The organism is Oceanihabitans sp. 2_MG-2023 (genome assembly GCF_030547245.1).
Classification (GTDB): Bacteria; Bacteroidota; Bacteroidia; order Flavobacteriales; family Flavobacteriaceae; genus Oceanihabitans.
The window spans coordinates 389358-410239 of sequence record NZ_JAUOQT010000001.1; the positions used below are offsets into that span (position 1 = coordinate 389358).

The window sequence follows — 20882 nt, forward strand, 5'->3', positions numbered from 1 at the left end:
ATAGAAGGACAGAAGCAATAAACAAAGTGAACAAACAAGCTCTCGACGGCGTTCGAGGAGCCCAAGAAAAGAAACAGAAATATGAAAACCATAGCCTCTTGTGTAGAAGACATATTAATAACACAACCTTTTTTAGAAGAAGCACTATCTAGAAGTATTATTAATTATTCTGCTTTAGCCGAAGAATTGAAAGTTCCAATTAGCGATATGTTACGAAAGCCTGTAAAATCTGGAGCGATTATGATGGCATTACGCAGATACAATACACCTAATACTTTGCGACACTCGTTAAAACTAAAAAGCACTTTACAAAAATTAGGAGACATTACAGTGCGCTCGAATTTGAGTGATTTTACGTTTCAAAATTCGGAAACCCTAATTCAAAGTCATACTAAGATTTTAGAGCAAGTAGAAAATAATAAAGATATATTTTACGCTTTTACTAGAGGTATTTATGAAAGTAATATTATTATTTCGAGTTCGGAAAAGAAAGCTATTATAAAATGTTTTGCTACCGAAAACCAAATAGGTGTTCAAGAAGGTTTATCGGCAATTAGCGTACGTTTACCAAAAGACAATTCGAAGATATCTGGTTTATACTATCAAATTTTTAAGCGATTGGCTTGGGAAAACATTCCGATTTACGAGGTGGTTTCTACAACCAACGAATTTACCGTTTTGGTTGAAGATCATGTGGTAGACAAAGCGTTTTCGGTAATTAAAAATCTAAAGAATTAATACTCGGTTTTTACTAATTCTCCGGAAGCTATTGCGGCTTCGTAGCTTGCTTTAACACTTGTTAAAAAACCAAAAAACTTCGTTCCGTTTTCCTTTTTTAAAACTACATAAGTTTTATTATTATCTTTTGTAATCACCTCATCTACTAAAACCTTATTATGTATTACAGACGAATAACTAGCCAGCTTACCACGTTTTACTAATATATTTAATTGTGGAAACGAAATATGATTATAAAATTTTCCTGAAGGTGCTTTAACAATTAATGTATCGCCTACTTTTGGCTGATTATTAGCAAAAGAGATAAAAAAAACACAAATAAAAGATATGGTACATAGTAATTTTTTCATGGTATAAATTTTTAAATTAATATAAGAAAATCTAAAAAAATAAACAAAAAAAAGCGAGCTTTTCACAGCTCGCTTTTACACTAAAAACTATTAATAAAACCACTACTCTACAGTTAGCGTATATTGTGGTGTTTTGTTAAAAGGGCAAAAATATTGGTACGTTCCTTTAGCAAGGGTTACTTCTTTTGAAGATTCTGTTTTACCATGTTTAACCATTTGCGAAACATAAGCATCTGCAATATGATTTTTAGGATCTGATGCATCTTTTCCAGCTTCAATTAATACCAATCCAACTTCTGGAGCTGCATTATTATTAGTTACTTGAAACACATATGTTCCTTCTTTAAGCGTTAATTCTTTTTGTGTAAATTCTCCTAATGTTTGCTCTAAAGCTACTGTTGTTACAGCTTTGTTTTTAGTCATTTGGTCTTGTGCTGTAGCGGTAATTGAAAATGCTACTAAAAAGAATGCGATAAATAAATTTTTCATGATTTTGTATTTTAAATGTTTGTAAATTATTAATGAATTAATTGTTGGTTACAGTAAACTTTCCAGCTTCTACACTTGGGAAATCTACTTCTGTTTCTGCAATATGATTTACATAGTTGGTTAGTGTATTAGAAACTACATTTAACACGATTTCTAAAATATCACCATCATTATATCCTGCAGCTTTTACTTCTTGAATGGCTTGCGTAGATACTTGACCTCTGTTTTTTGTTACAGCTTGTGCAAATTGTAAACCTGCTTGTGTTTTTGCATCTGCAGCAATTGCTTGTCGGCTTAATTCTGTTTGCTCCTCTGTTAAACCATTCATTTTACCTATTGCTGTATGTGCAGACAAACAATAATTACATGCGTTTTCTTCGGCTATTGCTAATGCTAATTGCTCTCTAAATTTGTTATTAAAGTTTCCGCTAGCTGTTAATTCGCCTAAACTTAAATAGGTTTGTAAGGTTGCTGGAGAGTTACCAAATACTTTAATTAGGTTGGGTATAAAACCTAATTTACTTTGTACTGCATGGAATAATTCTTTAGATTTTCCTGTGGTAGTTTCTGGGTTTAATGTTTCGATTCTTGTGCTCATACTATTTGTTTTTGTATTCCTGCGAAGGCAGAAATCTTATTATTATTTATTTAAATTTTATTGTATTATTTACTCTTGACTATTACAATCGCAAATTTTGTTATCTGGTTGTGCTTCGTCGTATTCTTGAAATCCCCAACAATTTGGACATTGTGTGCTTTGTATTTTTTTCATAATTTTTGTTTTGTTGTTAATTACAATGCAAAGATGCAACGAGAATACACTTGAAAAAATGGACAAAAGTTCCTTATGCTTGGACTTCCATGTTTTTTAAGCTTTTATAGAGAGTGGAACCGGTAATTATTGCGTGAAGGATGGAAATGGCATCCTTTTTTTGCTGCCATAAATGGCAAAAAAAGATACAATGTACAGCCTGACCTTTAGGGTCACGCCCAAAAAATTAATGTTCTTTTTTAAACTGAAGAGGTGATTTTAAGGTTCCTTTTTTAAAGAATCTTGTAAAATAGGCGGCGTCATTAAAACCTAAACTGTAGGCAATTTGTTTCACGGAATCGTTGGAATAAATGAGTTGTCGCTTGGCTTCGAGGATAATTCTGTTTTTAATAAAATCGCTAGGTGTTTGTGTTCCTATCTTATTAAAATGTTTGGTTAAAGATTTTGGGGAGAGTCCTAACCTATTTGCATATTCTGTTACCGTATGTAGTGTTTTAAAGTTTTGCTCTACTAGTATGCTAAAGTCTTTAAAGAGTTTGGTTTCTTCATCTTTCTTAATGGTATGATGTTCTTTTTGTACGCGAACCGCATGAATAATAAATTGTTTTAAATAGGTTTGCAGCATATCGTATTGTGCTGCTTCGTTGGTTTTAAACTCTTCGATTAAGCCTTCTAATATAAACTGTAGTTTTTGGGTATCCCTTTCGCAAGGTTTCACAAAAGGAGTTTCGTACACATTATTAAATAGAATACCATTGCAAGCAACTTCTTTATCGTGCGTTTGAATACAGTAGAAATCACGAATAAAAGAAATTTTGTAGGCTTCTTGGATTTGTTCGGAATCTATAGAAAAAACCTGCCCTGGAGATAAAAAAAAGAGTACGTTATCTTGAAAATCATAGCTTTCAAAATCAATATTATATATCCCGTTTCCTTTTTTAATCCAATAGATATTATAAGCATCTACCTGTTCTGGCTTATTAAAAACACAGGCTTTTTCAAATTGAACAACGCGCAATGAAAATATATTTTTATAGGAATATTTTGTAATGTCCTGCTCTGCCATAGGGTAAATATTAATTAGGTAAAGCTTTAGTCGTAAAAGTTTTAAAATTTAACAAAACAAACCCAATAAAAGCTGGCAAAACCCAACCTAAACTATGTTTTGCAAGCGGAATAAGATTAACGACTTTACGTAATCCATCTGACGGACTTAAAAAGCCTAGCACGTCTGGAATACTAAAGACAAAGGTTAGTAAAACAACAACGCGAAACACCAATTTTGTTGCATATTTATTAGGAATTGCGTTTAGTAAAATGAGTACAATAGTTATTGGATAAATAAATAATAAAACCGGTAATGCAATTACAATAATGGAGTTAAAATCTAACTGACCCACTACTACACCAAACACACAAGCAATAATTGCAGTAATTACATATACCGTTTGCGAGTTTTTAATTATGCCTTTAAAATAATCTGCTGTTCCTGTTACTATACCAACCGCTGTAGTAAAACAAGCTAATGCAATTAATATACTTAAAACGGTATTACCAAAAGTACCTAATGCCTGTTTCGTGATTCCTGTTAATAAATTTGCACGTTGCATATCGCTACTTAATTCGTTATTAATACTTATCTCAGACCCATAAAATGCACCAACAGCTATTAATCCTGCGTAAATAATAAACAAACCAAATCCTGCGATGATTCCTGATTTTTTAATGAGCTCTTTTTTAGCATCAAAAGACTCTTTATTTTTTAAATTTATAGATATAATAATTACTGCTCCAACAACTACAGCCCCAATTGCATCGAAAGTTTGATAACCTTCTAAAATTCCGTTTACAATAGGAGTTTCAAATTGTGATGGGTTGGTAATCATTTGTGTCGAAAACAAACCAATACCAATTACCAAAAGCAGCATTATTACTATAAAAGGAGTAAGATATTTACCTATAACATTTAATATTTTTGAACGATTTAATGCAAATAATAACACGAAAAGAAAATACACACTACTAGTTAATAATGGGGAGCTACCAAAGTTTGGGTGAATGGCAATTTCATGAGTAGCTGCTGCGGTACGCGGCGACGGAATTGCAATAGCAATACCATAAATTAGAACACAATATACCAAACTAAAAGTAGGCGATACTTTTTTACCGAAATCGTATAAAGTACCTTGTAATTTAGCATGTGCATAAATACCTATAATAGGAATTACAACGGCAGTTATTATAAAACCTAAAATAACCCAAAACCAATTTTCACCAGCATTATATCCTAAAAGAGGAGGTAACAATAAATTTCCTGCTCCAAAAAACAACGAGAATAAGGCAAAACTTATTATTAATAATTCTTTAGTTTTATTCATATTAATAGATTCAAAAAAAAGGAAAATTTTAATTTAAATTTCAGAGTTGTGTTTTATTAAAACCCTTAATTATCTTTGCACAATATAGTTTAAATATGATTTTAGAACACAAAGGCATTAATCTTTTTTATACAGATCAAGGGGAAGGTACTGCAATAATTTTATTACATGGCTTTCTTGAGAACAACACAATGTGGCATGCGCTTTTACCAAGCCTAACCAAAAAACACCGTGTTATTTGTATCGATTTATTAGGACATGGAAAAACACCATGTCTAGGCTATGTTCATACTATGGAAGAAATGGCGGAAGCTGTTCTAACCGTTTTAAAACATTTAAGATTAAGAAGATATTATATGATTGGTCATTCTATGGGTGGTTATGTTGCTTTGGCTTTCGCCGAAAAAAGCCCAGAAACTTTAAAAGGTTTATGTTTAATGAACTCTACTTATCAAGCTGATGGAAACGAGATGAAACAACTAAGATCTAGAGCTAATAAGATGGTACAAACTAATTTTAATAATATGGTGCGCATGTCGTTCGCTAATTTATTTAGCGAAAAAAGCAAAACGATATACAAAACAGCATTTGACACAGCTTTAAAAGAAGCTTTAAAAACACCAGTTCAAGGATACATCGCTTGTCAAGAAGGAATGCGTTTAAGACCAGATAGACAAGAGGTTTTTAAATCACTAAACTGCAAAAAGCTTATTATTATAGGAGAAAATGATCCTGTAGTAGATGGTGAAAAACTAGTAGAAGAAACAAAAAACACAAACATTGAAACGGCTATTTTTAGTGAAGGTCACATGAGTCATATAGAAAATCACAATTCACTTTTGAATGCAATAATGCATTTCATCGAATAAATAATACTTTTTATCGTTTATTTGATTTTTTTTTATTAGGTTTACTACAACCAAACGCTAATAAAATGAAAAAACCTACTAACAAACCTGCTTTTATTCCAAATTTAGTTTGTTCTGTTTTTGGACACAAATTTGAAGTTTCAAAAAAAGTAACTTACCATGTAAAGGAATACAAATGCTGCAATTGCCATAAACAAATGACCACGAATAGTAATGGTAATTTAATTCCGCTAACTCCTAAATTTGAACAAATAAATTCTGTTTTAGAGCGTATTTACAACAACAAAGCAACACGTTTACAGGAAAAATCTTACGCTTCATCGATTAGTTAGACAAGCCTTCTAAAGAATTCACAAAAAAAAGTTAGCTTAGTTATCTCTAAAAGAACTAATTAACTATATGAATCCAATTCACTGTAGCGTATTTGGTCATGATTTTAAGGTTACAAAAGATATCACAGCACATGTGAAGGAATATCAATGTAAACATTGTAAAAAACAAATGACTACTAGTGGTAATGGCAATTTAATTCCGTTAACTCCTAAATTTAAGGAAATCAATTTGGTATTAAAAAGCATGCATTACAAAAAAAAGAAACGAAAAGCGCTTATTCTTGATCGTTAAATGAATTCCAACCTTGTGCTTGCAGAGGTATTTTAGTTTCTGCTCTAGTAACTAAATGCATTCCTACATTTGGCTCTGTCATAAAACCAATTACTGTAAAATTAGGATTGGCTTTTATTTTAGGATAATCTTCTTGAGATATTGTAAAAAGCAATTCATAATCTTCACCTCCACTTAAAGCTACTGTTGTACTATCTAAGTTAAACTCTTCACAAGTAGATATAACTTGAGGATCTAAGGGTAATTTATTTTCATATAAATCACAACCAACCTTACTGTGCTTACATAAATGCATAATCTCGGAAGACAACCCATCACTAACATCAATCATTGCAGAAGGTTTAACCTTTAAATCTTTAAAAAGCTTTACAACATCTCTTCTTGCTTCCGGTTTTAATTGTCTTTCTATAATATACGCGTAAGGCTCCATATCTGGTTGACTATTTGGGTTTACCAAAAACACTTGTTTTTCGCGTTCTAAAACCTGTAATCCCATATATGCTCCACCAATATCACCAGTAACTACTAATAAATCATTAGGTTTTGCACCACTTCTATACACCACATTTTCTTTTTCAACTTCTCCAATTGCTGTTACAGAGATTAGTAATCCTGAAGTAGAGGAAGTCGTATCTCCTCCAACAACATCTACACCATAAATTCCTGCAGCTGTTTCAATTCCTGCGTATAATTCTTCTAATGCTTCTAAAGGAAAACGATTAGAAACAGCAATAGAAACGGTAATTTGAGTTGCGTTCGCATTCATTGCAAACACATCCGACAAGTTAACAACAACAGATTTATACCCTAAGTGTTTTAAAGGCATATAACTTAAATCGAAATGCACACCTTCGACCAATAAGTCTGTAGTAACTACAATTTGCTTTTTCTTAAATTCTAAAACAGCTGCATCATCTCCAATACTTTTAATGGTAGATTTTTGTGACACTTTAAAATGCGAAGTTAAATGGTCTATCAATCCAAATTCTCCTAAATCACTTAATGAGGTACGTTGTTGGTTTTTATCTTCTATCATGTTGCAAAAATAAGAAGCTTATTATTAAAAATATGCCATATTATTAAATAAAAAAGAAGAAGTGATTATACCAAAATGAAAAAGAAGCAGTTTTAACAGTGTGGATAAGAATATTTTAGATAATTCTTCTAATTTTGCTTAAATACATTGAGCTTTTTTTAGCAAATAAAGAAGTTTTTTAAATTTAATAGTATGTCAAAATTCTTGAAAAAGAAATATTTATTACAAAGATTGGTTTTTATCACTCTATTAGTACCATTAATTTATTCCTGTGATAATGAGCCCGTAAATATAATTATCACTCAAGATTCTGATATTGATGGAGATGGAATTACAGACAATATAGATAACTGTGTAGAAATAGCAAATCCAGACCAAGCGGATACAGATAATGATGGTGTTGGAGATGCATGTGATCTTGTAGCAGATGCAGATACAGATGAAGATGGAATACCTGATAATATAGATAACTGTATAGATATGGCTAATCCAGAGCAAACAGATGCAGATAATGATGGTATTGGTGATGTATGCGATCCTGTTTTAGATATACCTTTATTTGAATGTATTGATGGAATGGCAGGACCATACCCTTGTGACGGCTATAATTTAATGTCCCATGTTCCTGTTTCCGTTTTAGCTAATACAATGGGAAATCCTGAAGGAAGTGATATTTGGGGATGGACTGACTCTTTAACTGGTAATGAATATGCTATAATAGCCATGACCAATAGTACTGCTTTTGTAGATATCACAAACCCAATTGAACCTATTTTTTTAGGAAGATTAGATACTGCCGAAGGCGCCAATTTTTGGCGTGATGTAAAAGTGTATAATAATCACGCTTATATAGTAGCAGATGGAAACCAAAACTTAAATCATGGTATGCAAGTATTTGATTTAAAAAAATTAAGAAACGTAACAAATCCTCCAGCAAACTTCACATCAGACGCACATTATACAGAGTTTGGAAAAGCGCATAATATTGTTATAAATGAAGATTCTGGATATGCATACGCAGTAGGCTCTAATACATTTGGTGGTGGAGCGCATTTTATTAATATTCAAAACCCAACAAACCCAATAGCAGAAGGTGGTTTTAATGGTTATTCGCATGATGCACAAGTAGTAACTTATAATGGTCCAGATTCGGACTATACTGGACATGAAATTTTAATAGGAAGTAATGAAAATGAAATTGTAATTGCAGACATATCAGACAAAGCAAATCCTATTACTATTTCAACAATCGCATACAATAATATTGGTTATACACATCAAGGATGGTTTACAGAAGATAAACAATATTTCATTCTTGGAGACGAAACAGATGAATTAGGCTTTGGTAATAATACTAGAACCATTATATTTGACTTCAATGATTTAGACAATCCTCTTTTTCATGCAGATTATTTTGGCCCAACTGCAGCCATAGATCATAATGGTTATGTAAAAGGAAATACTTATTTTCAAGCTTGTTATTCTGCTGGATTAAGAATGATTGATATTACAAATATTGCTTCTGGTACATTGATAGAGTCTGGTTTTTTTGATACACATCCAGAAAATAATAATACAAGTTTTAATGGCGCTTGGAGTGTATATCCATATTTCGCAAGTGGCAACATTATTATTAGTGATATAGAAAGAGGTCTTTTAATAGTAAGAAAAAGTGAATAATAAATTAAACATTCTTTCCACCTTAATTGTAAGCCTTACCGTTATTTTTTTAAATAGCTGTAAGTCAGATGACAATGCAACATCTTCCGGAAATGCTTTTTTAGGTGAAATTGAAGCTATTTCTACATTTGGTGGTACAAAAAATGAAAGCGCACAATCAATTGTAAGCACACAAGATGGTGGTTATGTAATTCTTGGTCATACACAAAGTAAGGATTTTGATATAACAGATAAAACAAATGAAAGTTATGATTATTGGGTTTTAAAATTTGACGAAAATAACCAACTGCAATGGAACAAAACTTTTGGTGGTTCTGGAGATGATAGAGGGAAATCTATAGTACAAACATTAGATGGTGGATATGCTATATTAGGACAAACTAATAGTGCGAATCAAGATGTTACTCAAAACTCAGGCTATTACGATTTTTGGCTGGCAAAACTGGACAATGCAGGCAACCTAATTTGGGAGAAATCTTTTGGATATTCTGGTTTAGACATTGGGGTTTCCGTTATTCAAACTACAGACAATGGATTCCTACTCACTGGAGTTTTAGATGTAACAGCTTCTGGTGGAGAAGGTAACACGAAACAATCACACGCAAGACATGCAGGTGGCGATTATTGGGCTATTAAAACAAACGCATCTGGTGATATTGAATGGAGTAAATATTATGGAGGATCTTATTCTGAAGTCCCTAATGATGTTATTGAAACCAATGATGGCTATATTATTGTTGGCTCTTCAGATAGTGATGATATAGATATAAGCAATAACAAAGGGGATTATGATTTTTGGGTTGTAAAAATAAATACCACAGGAAGTATTGTTTGGGAAAAATCTTTTGGCGGATCAGAAATTGATGAAGCTTGGTCTATTACAAACACACAAGATGGAAATTATATTATAGTTGGAGACGCAAGAAGTAACGATCAAGATATTAGCAATCCGTATGGAGCTTCCGATTTATGGCTTATTAAAATAAACCCTCTCGGAGCTATAATTTGGGAAAAATCTTTTGGAGGCTCTAGTTTCGATTCGGGTAGATCTATATCTAATGCACAAGACAATGGCTTTATAATTTCTGGGAGTACCAGAAGTATCGATGGTGATTTAAGTGCTAACAACGGACAAAATGATGCATGGGTATTAAAAATAGATGCCAATGCCAACATAGAATGGCAAAAAACAATTGGAGGCTCTACTATTGATTACCTTTACGACGCTATAGAATTGCCAAATAAAAATATAATTGCTGTTGGAGAATCTAGTAGTAACGATTTCGATTTAACAAATAACAACGGTTTTACAGACCTATTAAAAATAAAAATAAAATAAAAAATGAAAAAAATTTTAGCCTTAGCTTTACTTACTTTTTTAAGCTTTTCTTGTTCAGAAGACAATGGTAATAATTCAAATGAAGATGTTTCTGCTACTTTTAGTTTCTCGCATAATTGGGATGGAGCAGAAGTGAATAATACCGAGTTCAACACCATTCAATTCACTAATGCAAATGGAGAGCAAATGAGTATCGAGAAATTAAGGTACTTAATCTCTAACATTAGATTAGAAAAAGCAGACGGAGAAACGCTATACACAAGCGGGCATTTTCTAGTAGATGTAACCAATGATGTTAATTTAGTGTTTCAACCATATACAGCAATTCCAAAAGGAGATTATACTAATGTAATTTTCACTTTTGGTTTTAACACCGAAGATAATTATAGCCAAACCTATACCGATTTAAATGCAGCTTCGTGGAATGTTCCAGATATGCTTGGTGGTGGTTATCACTACATGCAATTAGAAGGTAAATTTATAGATAATACAGATACCGAAACAGGTTATGCATATCACGCAATTCGAGCAGTGGACAACTCAGATCCTATCGGCCTATTATTTCAAGATACTTTTATCGATGTAGAATTAGGACCAGTCTCTATATCTAAAGACCTAACTTTTAATATAGATATGAATATTGCAGAATGGTTTAAAAACCCAAACCTATGGGATTTAAACACATTACACAATATGATGATGCCAAATTTTAATGCACAAATAACGATGTTTCAAAACGGGCAAAATGTATTTTCTTTAAATGAAATTACAGAATAAAAATGAGGCATTGGTTAGTATATAGTATTCTGTTTATTATCTGCTTGTCTTGTTCTAACGAACCCTCAGGCTCAAATACATATGTACCAACTCCAAGCCCATTACAAATACCTCAAGTTTTTGAAGACAATATATTAGCTCCTATAATTCCAGTAAATAACATACAAACAGAAGAAGGAATAATTTTAGGAAAAAAACTTTTTTTCGATACTATTTTATCCGAAAATAACACGCAAGCTTGTGCTTCTTGTCATAATCCAGGAAACGCCTTTACAGATCCAGCCAGATTTAGTGTTGGTATAGACGGAAGCATTGGCACGCGAAACTCCATGCCTTTATTTAATATGGCTTGGAACTATGATAAAAAATTCTTTTGGGATGGTCGTGTATTTAGTCTAGAACATCAAGCACTAGAACCTGTTACAAACCCAATAGAAATGAATAACTCATGGGAAACAGTTATAACCAGATTACAAAATCACTCAGAATACCCGAAACTTTTTGAAGAAGCATTTGGCACTACACCCATAACAAAAGAACTAGTCACAAAAGCACTTGCGCAATTTGAGCGAATCTTAATTTCAGCAAACTCGAAATTCGACAGATATTTACTAGAAGAAGCAACACTAACGCCTCAAGAAGAAAACGGATTAAACGTTTTCATGGACGAAACCAAAGGAGATTGTTTTCACTGTCACGGGAACCCAAACAATCCTTTATGGACAGACAACTTATTTCATAACAACGGTTTAGACGCAGTATTTACAGATATTGGCTTAGGAGAAATTACAGGAGATCCAGCAGATAATGGTAAATTTAAATCTCCTTCTTTACGTAATCTTATTTTCACTGCTCCTTATATGCATGATGGTCGTTTCAACTCTCTAGAAGAAGTAATAAATCATTACAGCGAAGGTTTACAAGACTCACCAACCATAGATCCATTAATGAAAAAAGTGGATGAAGGTGGTGTGCATCTTTCCGATTCAGACAAAGCAGATCTAAAAGCTTTCCTCTTATCGCTTTCAGACCCATCATTTATTAACAATCCTGCTTTTAACAACCAATAGATTTTTCTTATTAAAACATCACTAATATAATGTAAGCTTATATGGAAATCCATGACTTATATTGTATATTTGCACTCTATTTAGATAAATCAATTTAATAATATGATAAAAGTTTCAGAAACAGCTAAAAGAAAAGTTATAGAACTTATGACTGATGATGGCTATAATGCAGCAACAGACTATGTTCGTGTTGGTGTAAAAAGTGGAGGTTGCTCCGGTTTATCTTATGATTTAAAGTTTGATAAAGAAAAGCAAGAAGAAGATAAAGTGTTTGTAGACAACGATGTAAAAATTATTGTAGACAAAAAAAGCTTTTTGTACCTAATAGGAACAACACTAGAATATTCTGGAGGATTAAACGGAACCGGATTTGTTTTTAACAATCCAAACGCTAACAGAACTTGTGGTTGTGGTGAATCTTTTTCACTATAAACCAATGTAAATCTTTCTATTCATAAGAAAGAATTTAAAATTAAAATCGAGATATGAGTAAATATACAGAAGACGATCTAAGAGAAGAACTTAAAACCAAAGAATACGAATATGGTTTTTACACAGATATTGAATCTGACACTTTTCCTATTGGATTAAATGAAGACATTGTACGTGCTATTTCTAAAAAGAAAGATGAGCCAGAATGGATGACACAATGGAGACTAGAAGCTTTTAAGGTTTGGAAAGAAATGAAAGAACCAGATTGGGCTAATGTACATTATACCAAACCAGATTTTCAAGCAATTGCATATTACTCTGCGCCAACTTCTGTAGACCCAAATAAAACATTAGATGATGTAGATCCAGATTTACTAGCAATGTACAAAAAGCTAGGTATTTCTGTAGATGAGCAGAAAAAAATGAACAATATTGCCATGGATATCGTGGTAGATTCGGTTTCTGTTGCTACAACTTTCAAGAAAACACTAGCAGAAAAAGGAATTATATTCATGCCTATTTCGGAAGCCATTCAAGAGCATCCAGAATTAGTGAAAAAATACTTAGGGACCATTGTACCTACAAAAGACAACTTTTATGCAGCTTTAAACTCTGCAGTTTTTAGTGATGGCTCTTTTTGCTACATTCCAAAAGGTGTAAAATGCCCTATGGAATTATCTACATACTTTAGAATAAATCAAGCTGGAACAGGACAGTTTGAAAGAACACTTGTTATAGCAGACGAAGGTAGTTATGTATCGTACTTAGAAGGTTGTACTGCACCAAGTCGTGACGAAAACCAATTACATGCTGCAGTTGTAGAGCTAATTGCACTTGATGATGCAGAAATTAAATACTCTACAGTACAAAACTGGTACCCAGGGAATGCAGAAGGAAAAGGTGGTGTTTACAACTTTGTAACCAAACGTGGTTTGTGTGAAAAGAATGCAAAAATTTCATGGACGCAAGTAGAAACAGGTTCTGCTGTAACCTGGAAATATCCTTCTTGTGTACTAAAAGGAGATAATTCTGTTGGTGAATTTTATTCTATTGCAGTAACTAACAATTTTCAGCAAGCAGATACTGGAACCAAAATGATTCATTTAGGTAAAAACACAAAATCTACTATTATTTCGAAAGGAATTTCAGCAGGAAAATCACAAAACTCCTACAGAGGTTTAGTACAAGTAAGCTCTCGTGCTGAAAACGCTCGTAATTTTAGTCAATGTGACAGTTTACTAATGGGTAATGAATGTGGAGCACACACATTTCCATACATAGAAGCAAAAAACAAAACAGCTCAAATAGAACACGAAGCAACAACGAGTAAAATTGGGGAAGACCAAATATTTTACTGTAACCAACGTGGTATAGATACCGAAAAAGCTATTGCATTAATTGTAAATGGTTTTAGTAAAGACGTATTAAATAAACTACCTATGGAATTTGCTGTAGAAGCTCAAAAATTACTAGAAATTTCGTTAGAAGGAAGTGTAGGATAATATAATAGACCTAGACAGGTCTGCAACGAAATATAATCAAAGTTTAATTAAATTAATTTTTTAAGTACCAATGAAAAAATTAGTATTCTTATTAGTATTAGCAGTAACTTTTACAAGTTGTAAAAACGAATCAAAAAAGGAAAACACTGAAGAAACTACGGAAACAAAAGACGGTAGAACAGCAAAACAAAGTGATGGATTAACCTTACTAAAAGGTGAGTTCGTTTATTATGCAGACGCAGCGGTTTTACAAACACACAACCAAATTTACGGCGTGATCCTAGACGATAAGGTTACCGAATTAAACAAACAGGCAAAACCATTTAAAAAGGAAGACACCGATTTTGTAATGGTAGAAGTACGAGCAAAAATCCAACAGAAACCCGAAGGAGAAGAAGGCTGGGATAATCAAATTGAAATTAAAGAAATATTAAATATATCTGCTATTAAATCAGAAGCAGAAAATGTTGTAAAATTAGGCACAAAATAATTATGTTAAAAATAAACAACTTGCACGCAAGTGTAGAAGAAAAGTCTATTTTAAAAGGAATTAATCTAGAAGTAAAAGCAGGCGAAGTACATGCAATCATGGGACCTAATGGTTCTGGTAAAAGTACTTTAGCGTCTGTAATTGCAGGAAAAGAAGAATATGAAGTTACAGCTGGAAACATTTTATTAGAAAATGAAGATATCGAAGAACTTGCTGCAGAAGAACGCGCACACAAAGGTGTGTTTTTATCGTTTCAATATCCTGTAGAAATTCCTGGAGTTTCTGTTACTAACTTTATAAAAACTGCTATTAACGCAAACCGTAAAGCAAAAGGATTAGAAGATATGCCTGCCAACGAAATGTTGAAGCTTATTCGTTCTAAATCGGAAATGTTAGAAATAGATAGAAAGTTTTTATCTCGTTCTTTAAACCAAGGTTTTTCTGGTGGAGAAAAGAAACGTAATGAAATCTTTCAAATGGCAATGCTGGAACCAAAATTAGCGATTCTTGACGAAACAGATTCTGGTTTAGATATCGATGCTCTTCGTATTGTAGCAAATGGTGTTAACAAATTAAAAAGCAAAGACAATGCAGTCATTTTAATTACACACTACCAACGTTTACTAGACTATATCAAACCCGATTTTGTTCACGTTTTATACAATGGAAAAATTGTAAAATCTGGAACTGCTGCTCTAGCACATGAGTTAGAGGAAAAAGGATACGACTGGATTAAAGAAGAAGTAAACGCATAAATAGTAATTAGTTGCTAGTTGTATAAAAACTAGTTAAATAATTACTTAAGTTAAATTAGTTTATAGCTTGATGTCGATAGTGAGAGCTAGCGATCATTAACTAATAACTAACAACGAAACAAAAATGGATTTAAAAGAAAAATTAGTTTCCTCATTTTTAGCTTTCGAAAATCATGTAGACATCGACTGTCAAATACATGATATTCGTACAGAAGCGATAAAAACTTTTGAAACAGAAGGTTTTCCTTCTAAAAAAGATGAAGCTTGGAAATACACATCATTAAACAGTATTTTAAAACAAGACTATAGTGTTTTTCCTAAACAAGAAAACGCCATAGAATATAGCGACGTTAAAAAGTATTTCATTCATGATATAGACACCTATAATATTGTGTTTATTGATGGTAAATTTGCTTCGCATTTATCTCAAACTACGCATGATGGTATCGATGTTTGCTTAATGTCTTCGGCTTTAAATAAACCAAAATATCGTTTAATTATTGAAAACTATTTTAATAAAGTAGCTACAAAAGACAGCTTAACTTCATTAAATACTGCGTTTGCTCAAGAAGGTGCTTACATACATATTCCAAAAAACAAATTGGTAAATAAACCAATTCAAATTTTACATTTTTCTACAGGAAGCGAAGTTGCATTAATGCAACAACCACGGAACTTAATTGTTGTAGACGAAAACTCGCATGTACAAATTATTGAACGCCACCAAAGTTTATCTAACAACCCTGTTTTAACCAATAGTGTTACAGAAATATTTGGAAACAAACGTGCTATAATTGATTACTATAAAATTCAAAACGATAATGTAAATGCATCGTTAATTGATAACACCTTTGTAAATCAAAAACGCGAAAGTCATGTATCTGTACATACCTTTAGTTTTGGAGGAAAGTTAACACGTAACAACCTTAACTTTTACCAAAATGGTGAGCACATGGACTCTACATTAAATGGTGTAACCATTATTGGCGACAAACAACATGTAGACCACAACACTTTAGTACACCATATAGAACCTAATTGCGAAAGCCACCAAGATTATAAAGGTATCTTTAACGACAGTGCTACAGGGGTTTTTAATGGTAAAGTAATTGTAAATAAAGAAGCGCAAAAAACCAATGCGTTTCAATCTAACAATAATATTTTACTAAGTGATAAAGCAACCATAAACTCGAAACCGCAACTAGAAATTTTTGCAGACGATGTAAAATGTTCGCATGGTTGTACGATTGGTCAGTTAGATGATAGTGCCATGTTTTACTTACGCTCTAGAGGTATTCCAGAAAAAGAAGCAAAAGCTTTATTAATGTATGCTTTTGCGAATAATGTACTAGAATCTGTGAAAATTCCAGAACTAAAAAAGCGTATTAACGGACTTATAGCAAACAAGTTAGGTGTGAATATTGGTTTCGATTTATAATTTTTTTTTAAGCTATTTCCAGCTTTTGGCAGTCGCTCTCTTTGAGGAGCTCCAACAATGCCGCAATCTGGGCTAAAAAACAAAAAACGGCAAACATTCATATGTTTGCCGTTTTTTGTTTCAAGTCATAGATAAGACTCAACTTTTGACCTGCTGATACTTCTGATAAAAATACATGGGTATCAATCCAAAGTTTAAAAGTAAGAATCCTATAAACACAACTATTCCTCGATAAGGCCAAGTTAAAAATTCAAACATCGCTCCAATTCCAAGCGCAAAAAAGGTAAAGAAGCCCACTACGTAAAATGATTTTTTCATAATTATTATTTTAAGAAAATTTATAGTTTAATCTTTTATATCTAGCATAAAATAGCACCGGAAGTACTCCTAGAATAAAAGTAATAATTGCTCCTAAAAGCATAGAACTTGCATAAGGCCAGTGCATAATTTTAAACAACATTCCCAACACCAGTAATGCTAGCATAGTAAAACCTAAACCTATTTTTAGTTTATTAAGTAGCACGCTCTCTTTATGAAACTTCTGTAAATTGGTTTCTAATTGTAAATTTTGAAAACTAGCATAGCCTCCAAATTTTTGTAATGCTTCTTGATATAAAGCATCAAAATCTTCACCGTCTCTACTTTCAATATACGTGCAAATATGGTCTATTAAATCCTCCCTTAAGCGATCTTCTTTAACTCCATAAAACTTCAAACTATTTTCTATAAAATCAATATGTTTTTCTTCTATTCGCATTATATAATAGGTTTTGGGTTAAAAATTAAATGCAACGTTTCCATAAAATTATTTATTTCCTGCGTCACTTCTTCTACTGCTTTTGTTCCTTCACTGGTAACTTTGTAATATTTCCTTACTCGTTTACCAATGTATACTTTCTCTGTCTCTAAGATACCTTTAGCTTCCAACTTATGAAGTATAGGATACAAAGCTCCTTCTGATATATCAATCTTACCAAGCGTAAGTTTCTTTACTTCTTGCGTTATCTCATAACCATACATTTTTTCCCTTTGACTAATAAGCTTTAAAATGATAGGTTGTAACGTTCCTTTTGTTAATTCTTTGCTATACATAGTACAAATATACATTTTATTTAAATGCATTTGTATAAAATTTAAATAAAATGTATCATTTATCTTTTTCTTTACACTTCTTTTAGTAACAAACCGTAAATTTGTAGCATGTTAGATTTGAAGAAAATAAGAGCAGATTTCCCAATACTTAAAAGAGAAGTAAACGGAAAACCTTTGGTGTATTTTGATAATGCAGCAACATCACAAACACCACAACAAGTAATCGATGTTATAATAGATTATTACAGTAATTACAACGCAAATATTCATCGTGGTGTACATGCACTAAGTCAAGAGGCTACAGATAAATACGAAGCAGCAAGACATACCATTCAAAAACATTTTAATGCCAAACACGCACACGAAATAATATATACCTCTGGTACTACACATAGTATAAATTTAATTGCAAATGGTTTTGCTTCCTTACTAAAAAAAGGGGATGAAATCATTGTTTCGGCTTTAGAGCACCATAGTAATATTGTGCCTTGGCAAATGTTATGCGAAAAAACAGGCGCAATTTTAAAAGTCATACCAATGAACCAAGATGGGGAATTGGTAATGCATGAATATGACAATTTACTAAATGAAAACACAAAATTAGTATTTACTAATCATATTTCAAATGCCCTAGGAACCATTAACCCTATTGAAGAAATCATTAATAAAGCACATCAAGTTGGCGCGGCAGTATTAATTGATGGCGCACAAGCTTGTCCACATGTAAAACCTGATGTACAAGATTTAGATGTTGATTTTTATGTAGCATCTGCACATAAAATGTGTGGGCCAACAGGAGTAGGTATGTTGTACGGAAAAGAAGAATGGTTAAACAAACTCCCTCCTTATCAAGGTGGTGGAGAAATGATTGCCGAAGTAAGTTTTACAAAAACAACCTATGCAGGATTACCACATAAATTCGAAGCAGGAACACCCAATATTTGTGGTGGCATTGCATTTGGTGCAGCCATAGATTATATGAATACCATTGGTTTTGATGCTATTGCAAAATACGAACACGAACTTTTAGAGTATGCAACCAAAGCACTTATAGAAATTGAAGGTTTAAAAATTTACGGAACCGCTAATAATAAAACCTCGGTAGTATCTTTTAACCTAGAAGGGATTCATCCATACGATGTTGGAACTATTTTAGATAAATTAGGAATTGCTGTTAGAACAGGTCATCACTGCGCACAACCTATTATGGACTTTTTTAAAATTCCAGGTACGGTTCGTGCTTCTTTTGCTTTCTATAACACCAAAGAAGAAATTGATGCTTTAGTTTCTGGTGTAAAAAAAGCTAAAATGATGCTATCTTAAAGTTTGGCGTCTTTTTTGTATATTATATTTAAATTTTAACAAATGAAAATCATGAAATTTATTACCATACTTATAACTGTTTTTGCACTTAAGTCTTGTGGAAACGCTAAAGCAACTACAAATATGCAAGACAATACAGATGCTAAACAAACTATTATTCTATCTGGAAAATATCTTATATCTTCCTTTATGGATAATACAGACCTCCCAAAAGATATGCATATAAATTTTGATGAAGCAACAAACAGAGTTTCTGGATTTGCAGGTTGCAATAGATTTTCTGGTGAATATACTATTACCAATAATACCTTAAAAATAGGCCCATTAGTTTCTACAAAAATGCATTGTAAACGTTTTATGGATGTAGAGAACCAACTATTAAAAGCATTAGAAAAAACGACTTCTTATTCCATAGCTAACAACACACTAACATTAAAAAACGAAAAAGAAAATTTAATTTCGGCAACGAATAACAATATATCTAAAATAGCGCAAATTGATAATTACTCAATAGAATACAGCGCTATTACAAGAGGCAGTTACTTAAACATAAAAATTAAAAAGGATAGTATAATTTCTCAAAACCAAAGAGGTGTACAACCAAAAGCAAGAAAGTTTAGTCAAAAAGAAACGACAGATATATTTAAAAAAGTAGCGGTTTTAAACCTTGAAGAATTAGAAAATCTCGAACCACCATCTACTGCACATCAATATGATGGCGCTGCTGGAGCAACATTTACCATTACTAAAAATGGAAAAACTTATCGTTCTAAAACTTTTGATCATGGCAATCCTAATGCTAAAATTGCAGATTTAGTAAATACAATTTTAAATATTGAGGAAAAGCAATAAATATAATAATGAACATAATACTTAATTGTATTTTTGTAAAAAATAGAAAACCGTGAATATTCAAGAAATTCAAAACGAAATAATAGAAGAGTTTTCCATGTTTGAAGATTGGGAAGAACGCTATCAATACATGATAGATCTAGGAAAAACATTACCACTCATTGAAGCGCAATACAAAACTGAAGATAATATTATTAAAGGTTGCCAAAGTAAAGTTTGGGTGCATGCAGAACTAAAAGAAGACAAAATAGCTTTTACTGCTGATAGCGATGCCATAATTACAAAAGGAATTATTGCTATTTTAATTCGTGTTTTTTCTAACCAACATCCAGCAGCTATTTTAGAAGCAAATACTGATTTTATTGATCAAATTGGACTAAAAGAACATTTGTCTCCTACAAGAGCAAACGGCCTGGTAAGCATGATTAAGCAATTAAAATTATATGCTATTGCATACCAAACGCAACTTAATTAGCACATTTCTGCGTAGGCAGGAATCTTAAAAACAATAGATTACCTTTTTTAAGGAAACTAAAAATAAATTTTTCATGAGCGAAACAATAGACACTGCAGTATTAGGAGAAAAGATTGTAAAAGTTTTAAAAACTATTTTCGATCCAGAAATCCCTGTAGATATATATGAATTAGGATTAATCTACGACGTTTTTGTAAACGAAGATTATGATGTAAAAATCTTAATGACACTAACAACACCAAACTGTCCTGTGGCAGAAACGCTACCACTTGAAGTAGAGGAAAAAGTAAAATCTCTAAACGAGGTTAAAGATGCAGAAGTAGAAATTACATTCGATCCTCCTTGGTCTCAAGATTTAATGAGTGAAGAAGCGAAATTAGAACTTGGCATGCTTTAAATAG

The 20882-nt window shown here is 32.2% G+C and carries 25 protein-coding genes; 17 read left to right on the forward strand and 8 right to left on the reverse strand.

The window, feature by feature from the left end; genetic code table 11:
* Positions 1 to 81 precede the first annotated feature (81 nt).
* Positions 82 to 738, forward strand: a complete 657-nt coding sequence (locus Q4512_RS01665; protein ID WP_303420939.1) for a hypothetical protein — start codon at positions 82 to 84, stop codon at positions 736 to 738.
* On the opposite strand, the gene Q4512_RS01670 is transcribed toward Q4512_RS01665, so the two are convergent.
* The 5 genes from Q4512_RS01670 to brnQ form a co-directional block, all read right to left on the reverse strand.
* Positions 735 to 1088, reverse strand: coding sequence for a hypothetical protein (locus Q4512_RS01670; protein WP_303420941.1), 354 nt, complete (start codon positions 1086 to 1088; stop codon positions 735 to 737). The two genes, Q4512_RS01665 and Q4512_RS01670, sit on opposite strands and share 4 nt — an antisense overlap.
* A gap of 102 nt (positions 1089 to 1190) precedes the next feature.
* Positions 1191 to 1577 carry a cupredoxin domain-containing protein gene (locus Q4512_RS01675; protein WP_303420943.1) on the reverse strand — a complete coding sequence of 129 codons (387 nt, stop codon included), beginning with the start codon at positions 1575 to 1577 and terminating at the stop codon, positions 1191 to 1193.
* Positions 1578 to 1614: 37 nt separating this feature from the next.
* Complete coding sequence (locus Q4512_RS01680) at positions 1615 to 2175, reverse strand: carboxymuconolactone decarboxylase family protein (RefSeq protein ID WP_303420945.1); 561 nt, start codon at positions 2173 to 2175, stop codon at positions 1615 to 1617.
* A 400-nt stretch (positions 2176 to 2575) separates the two neighbouring features.
* Entirely contained in the window at positions 2576 to 3415 is an 840-nt protein-coding gene (locus tag Q4512_RS01685) for a helix-turn-helix domain-containing protein (RefSeq protein WP_303420947.1), read from the reverse strand.
* Positions 3416 to 3425: 10 nt separating this feature from the next.
* On the reverse strand, positions 3426 to 4727 hold the full coding sequence (gene brnQ / locus Q4512_RS01690; protein WP_303420949.1) for a branched-chain amino acid transport system II carrier protein: 1302 nt from the start codon (positions 4725 to 4727) through the stop codon (positions 3426 to 3428).
* 95 nt (positions 4728 to 4822) lie between these two features.
* Between brnQ and Q4512_RS01695 the strand changes: the two genes are divergently transcribed.
* The 3 genes from Q4512_RS01695 (at position 4823) to Q4512_RS01705 (ending at position 6220) form a co-directional block, all read left to right on the forward strand.
* A complete protein-coding gene (locus Q4512_RS01695; RefSeq protein WP_303420951.1) occupies positions 4823 to 5596 on the forward strand; it encodes an alpha/beta fold hydrolase in 774 nt (257 codons plus the stop codon).
* A 65-nt stretch (positions 5597 to 5661) separates the two neighbouring features.
* On the forward strand, positions 5662 to 5928 hold the full coding sequence (locus tag Q4512_RS01700) for a hypothetical protein (RefSeq protein WP_303420953.1): 267 nt from the start codon (positions 5662 to 5664) through the stop codon (positions 5926 to 5928).
* Positions 5929 to 5995: 67 nt separating this feature from the next.
* A complete protein-coding gene (locus tag Q4512_RS01705; protein ID WP_303420955.1) occupies positions 5996 to 6220 on the forward strand; it encodes a hypothetical protein in 225 nt (74 codons plus the stop codon).
* Here the strand turns inward: Q4512_RS01705 and thiL are convergent.
* Positions 6204 to 7256 (reverse strand): thiamine-phosphate kinase, encoded by a 1053-nt coding sequence (thiL, locus tag Q4512_RS01710; protein ID WP_303420957.1) that lies wholly within the window; start codon positions 7254 to 7256, stop codon positions 6204 to 6206. The two genes, Q4512_RS01705 and thiL, sit on opposite strands and share 17 nt — an antisense overlap.
* A gap of 192 nt (positions 7257 to 7448) precedes the next feature.
* Here thiL and Q4512_RS01715 point away from each other — a divergent pair, with 192 nt between their 5' ends.
* The 9 genes from Q4512_RS01715 to sufD all read left to right on the forward strand — a co-directional run bounded on the left by Q4512_RS01715 (position 7449) and on the right by sufD (position 16739).
* Positions 7449 to 8936: a choice-of-anchor B family protein gene (locus tag Q4512_RS01715; protein WP_303420959.1), complete on the forward strand. Its 1488-nt coding sequence runs from the start codon at positions 7449 to 7451 to the stop codon at positions 8934 to 8936.
* Positions 8929 to 10275 (forward strand): hypothetical protein, encoded by a 1347-nt coding sequence (locus tag Q4512_RS01720; protein WP_303420961.1) that lies wholly within the window; start codon positions 8929 to 8931, stop codon positions 10273 to 10275. Before Q4512_RS01715 ends, Q4512_RS01720 begins: the two co-directional genes overlap by 8 nt.
* A gap of 3 nt (positions 10276 to 10278) precedes the next feature.
* Positions 10279 to 11052, forward strand: a complete 774-nt coding sequence (locus Q4512_RS01725; RefSeq protein WP_303420963.1) for an MbnP family protein — start codon at positions 10279 to 10281, stop codon at positions 11050 to 11052.
* Between the two features lie 2 nt (positions 11053 to 11054).
* Complete coding sequence (locus Q4512_RS01730) at positions 11055 to 12122, forward strand: cytochrome-c peroxidase (protein ID WP_303420965.1); 1068 nt, start codon at positions 11055 to 11057, stop codon at positions 12120 to 12122.
* A 102-nt stretch (positions 12123 to 12224) separates the two neighbouring features.
* The gene (locus tag Q4512_RS01735) at positions 12225 to 12554 is read left to right on the forward strand and encodes an iron-sulfur cluster assembly accessory protein (RefSeq protein WP_303420967.1); all 330 of its coding nucleotides are present in this window, start codon (positions 12225 to 12227) and stop codon (positions 12552 to 12554) included.
* A 53-nt stretch (positions 12555 to 12607) separates the two neighbouring features.
* Complete coding sequence (gene sufB / locus Q4512_RS01740) at positions 12608 to 14056, forward strand: Fe-S cluster assembly protein SufB (protein WP_303420969.1); 1449 nt, start codon at positions 12608 to 12610, stop codon at positions 14054 to 14056.
* Positions 14057 to 14126: 70 nt separating this feature from the next.
* Positions 14127 to 14546 (forward strand): hypothetical protein, encoded by a 420-nt coding sequence (locus Q4512_RS01745; RefSeq protein ID WP_303420971.1) that lies wholly within the window; start codon positions 14127 to 14129, stop codon positions 14544 to 14546.
* 2 nt (positions 14547 to 14548) lie between these two features.
* Positions 14549 to 15301, forward strand: a complete 753-nt coding sequence (gene sufC, locus Q4512_RS01750) for a Fe-S cluster assembly ATPase SufC (protein ID WP_303420973.1) — start codon at positions 14549 to 14551, stop codon at positions 15299 to 15301.
* A gap of 124 nt (positions 15302 to 15425) precedes the next feature.
* Positions 15426 to 16739 carry a Fe-S cluster assembly protein SufD gene (gene sufD, locus Q4512_RS01755; RefSeq protein WP_303420975.1) on the forward strand — a complete coding sequence of 438 codons (1314 nt, stop codon included), beginning with the start codon at positions 15426 to 15428 and terminating at the stop codon, positions 16737 to 16739.
* A gap of 328 nt (positions 16740 to 17067) precedes the next feature.
* Here sufD and Q4512_RS01760 read toward each other — a convergent pair whose 3' ends face one another.
* Positions 17068 to 17496: a hypothetical protein gene (locus Q4512_RS01760; protein ID WP_303420977.1), complete on the reverse strand. Its 429-nt coding sequence runs from the start codon at positions 17494 to 17496 to the stop codon at positions 17068 to 17070.
* Entirely contained in the window at positions 17496 to 17831 is a 336-nt protein-coding gene (locus Q4512_RS01765) for a PadR family transcriptional regulator (RefSeq protein ID WP_303421820.1), read from the reverse strand. The genes Q4512_RS01760 and Q4512_RS01765 overlap by 1 nt, the downstream gene beginning before the upstream one ends.
* Before the next feature lie 108 nt (positions 17832 to 17939).
* Between Q4512_RS01765 and Q4512_RS01770 the strand changes: the two genes are divergently transcribed.
* From Q4512_RS01770 to Q4512_RS01785, 4 genes are all read left to right on the forward strand, one after another.
* Complete coding sequence (locus Q4512_RS01770; protein ID WP_303420979.1) at positions 17940 to 19154, forward strand: aminotransferase class V-fold PLP-dependent enzyme; 1215 nt, start codon at positions 17940 to 17942, stop codon at positions 19152 to 19154.
* Between the two features lie 42 nt (positions 19155 to 19196).
* Positions 19197 to 20006, forward strand: coding sequence for an META domain-containing protein (locus tag Q4512_RS01775; RefSeq protein ID WP_303420981.1), 810 nt, complete (start codon positions 19197 to 19199; stop codon positions 20004 to 20006).
* 52 nt (positions 20007 to 20058) lie between these two features.
* Complete coding sequence (locus Q4512_RS01780; RefSeq protein WP_303420983.1) at positions 20059 to 20481, forward strand: SufE family protein; 423 nt, start codon at positions 20059 to 20061, stop codon at positions 20479 to 20481.
* Positions 20482 to 20554: 73 nt separating this feature from the next.
* Positions 20555 to 20878 (forward strand): DUF59 domain-containing protein, encoded by a 324-nt coding sequence (locus tag Q4512_RS01785; protein WP_303420985.1) that lies wholly within the window; start codon positions 20555 to 20557, stop codon positions 20876 to 20878.
* Positions 20879 to 20882: the final 4 nt, after the last annotated feature.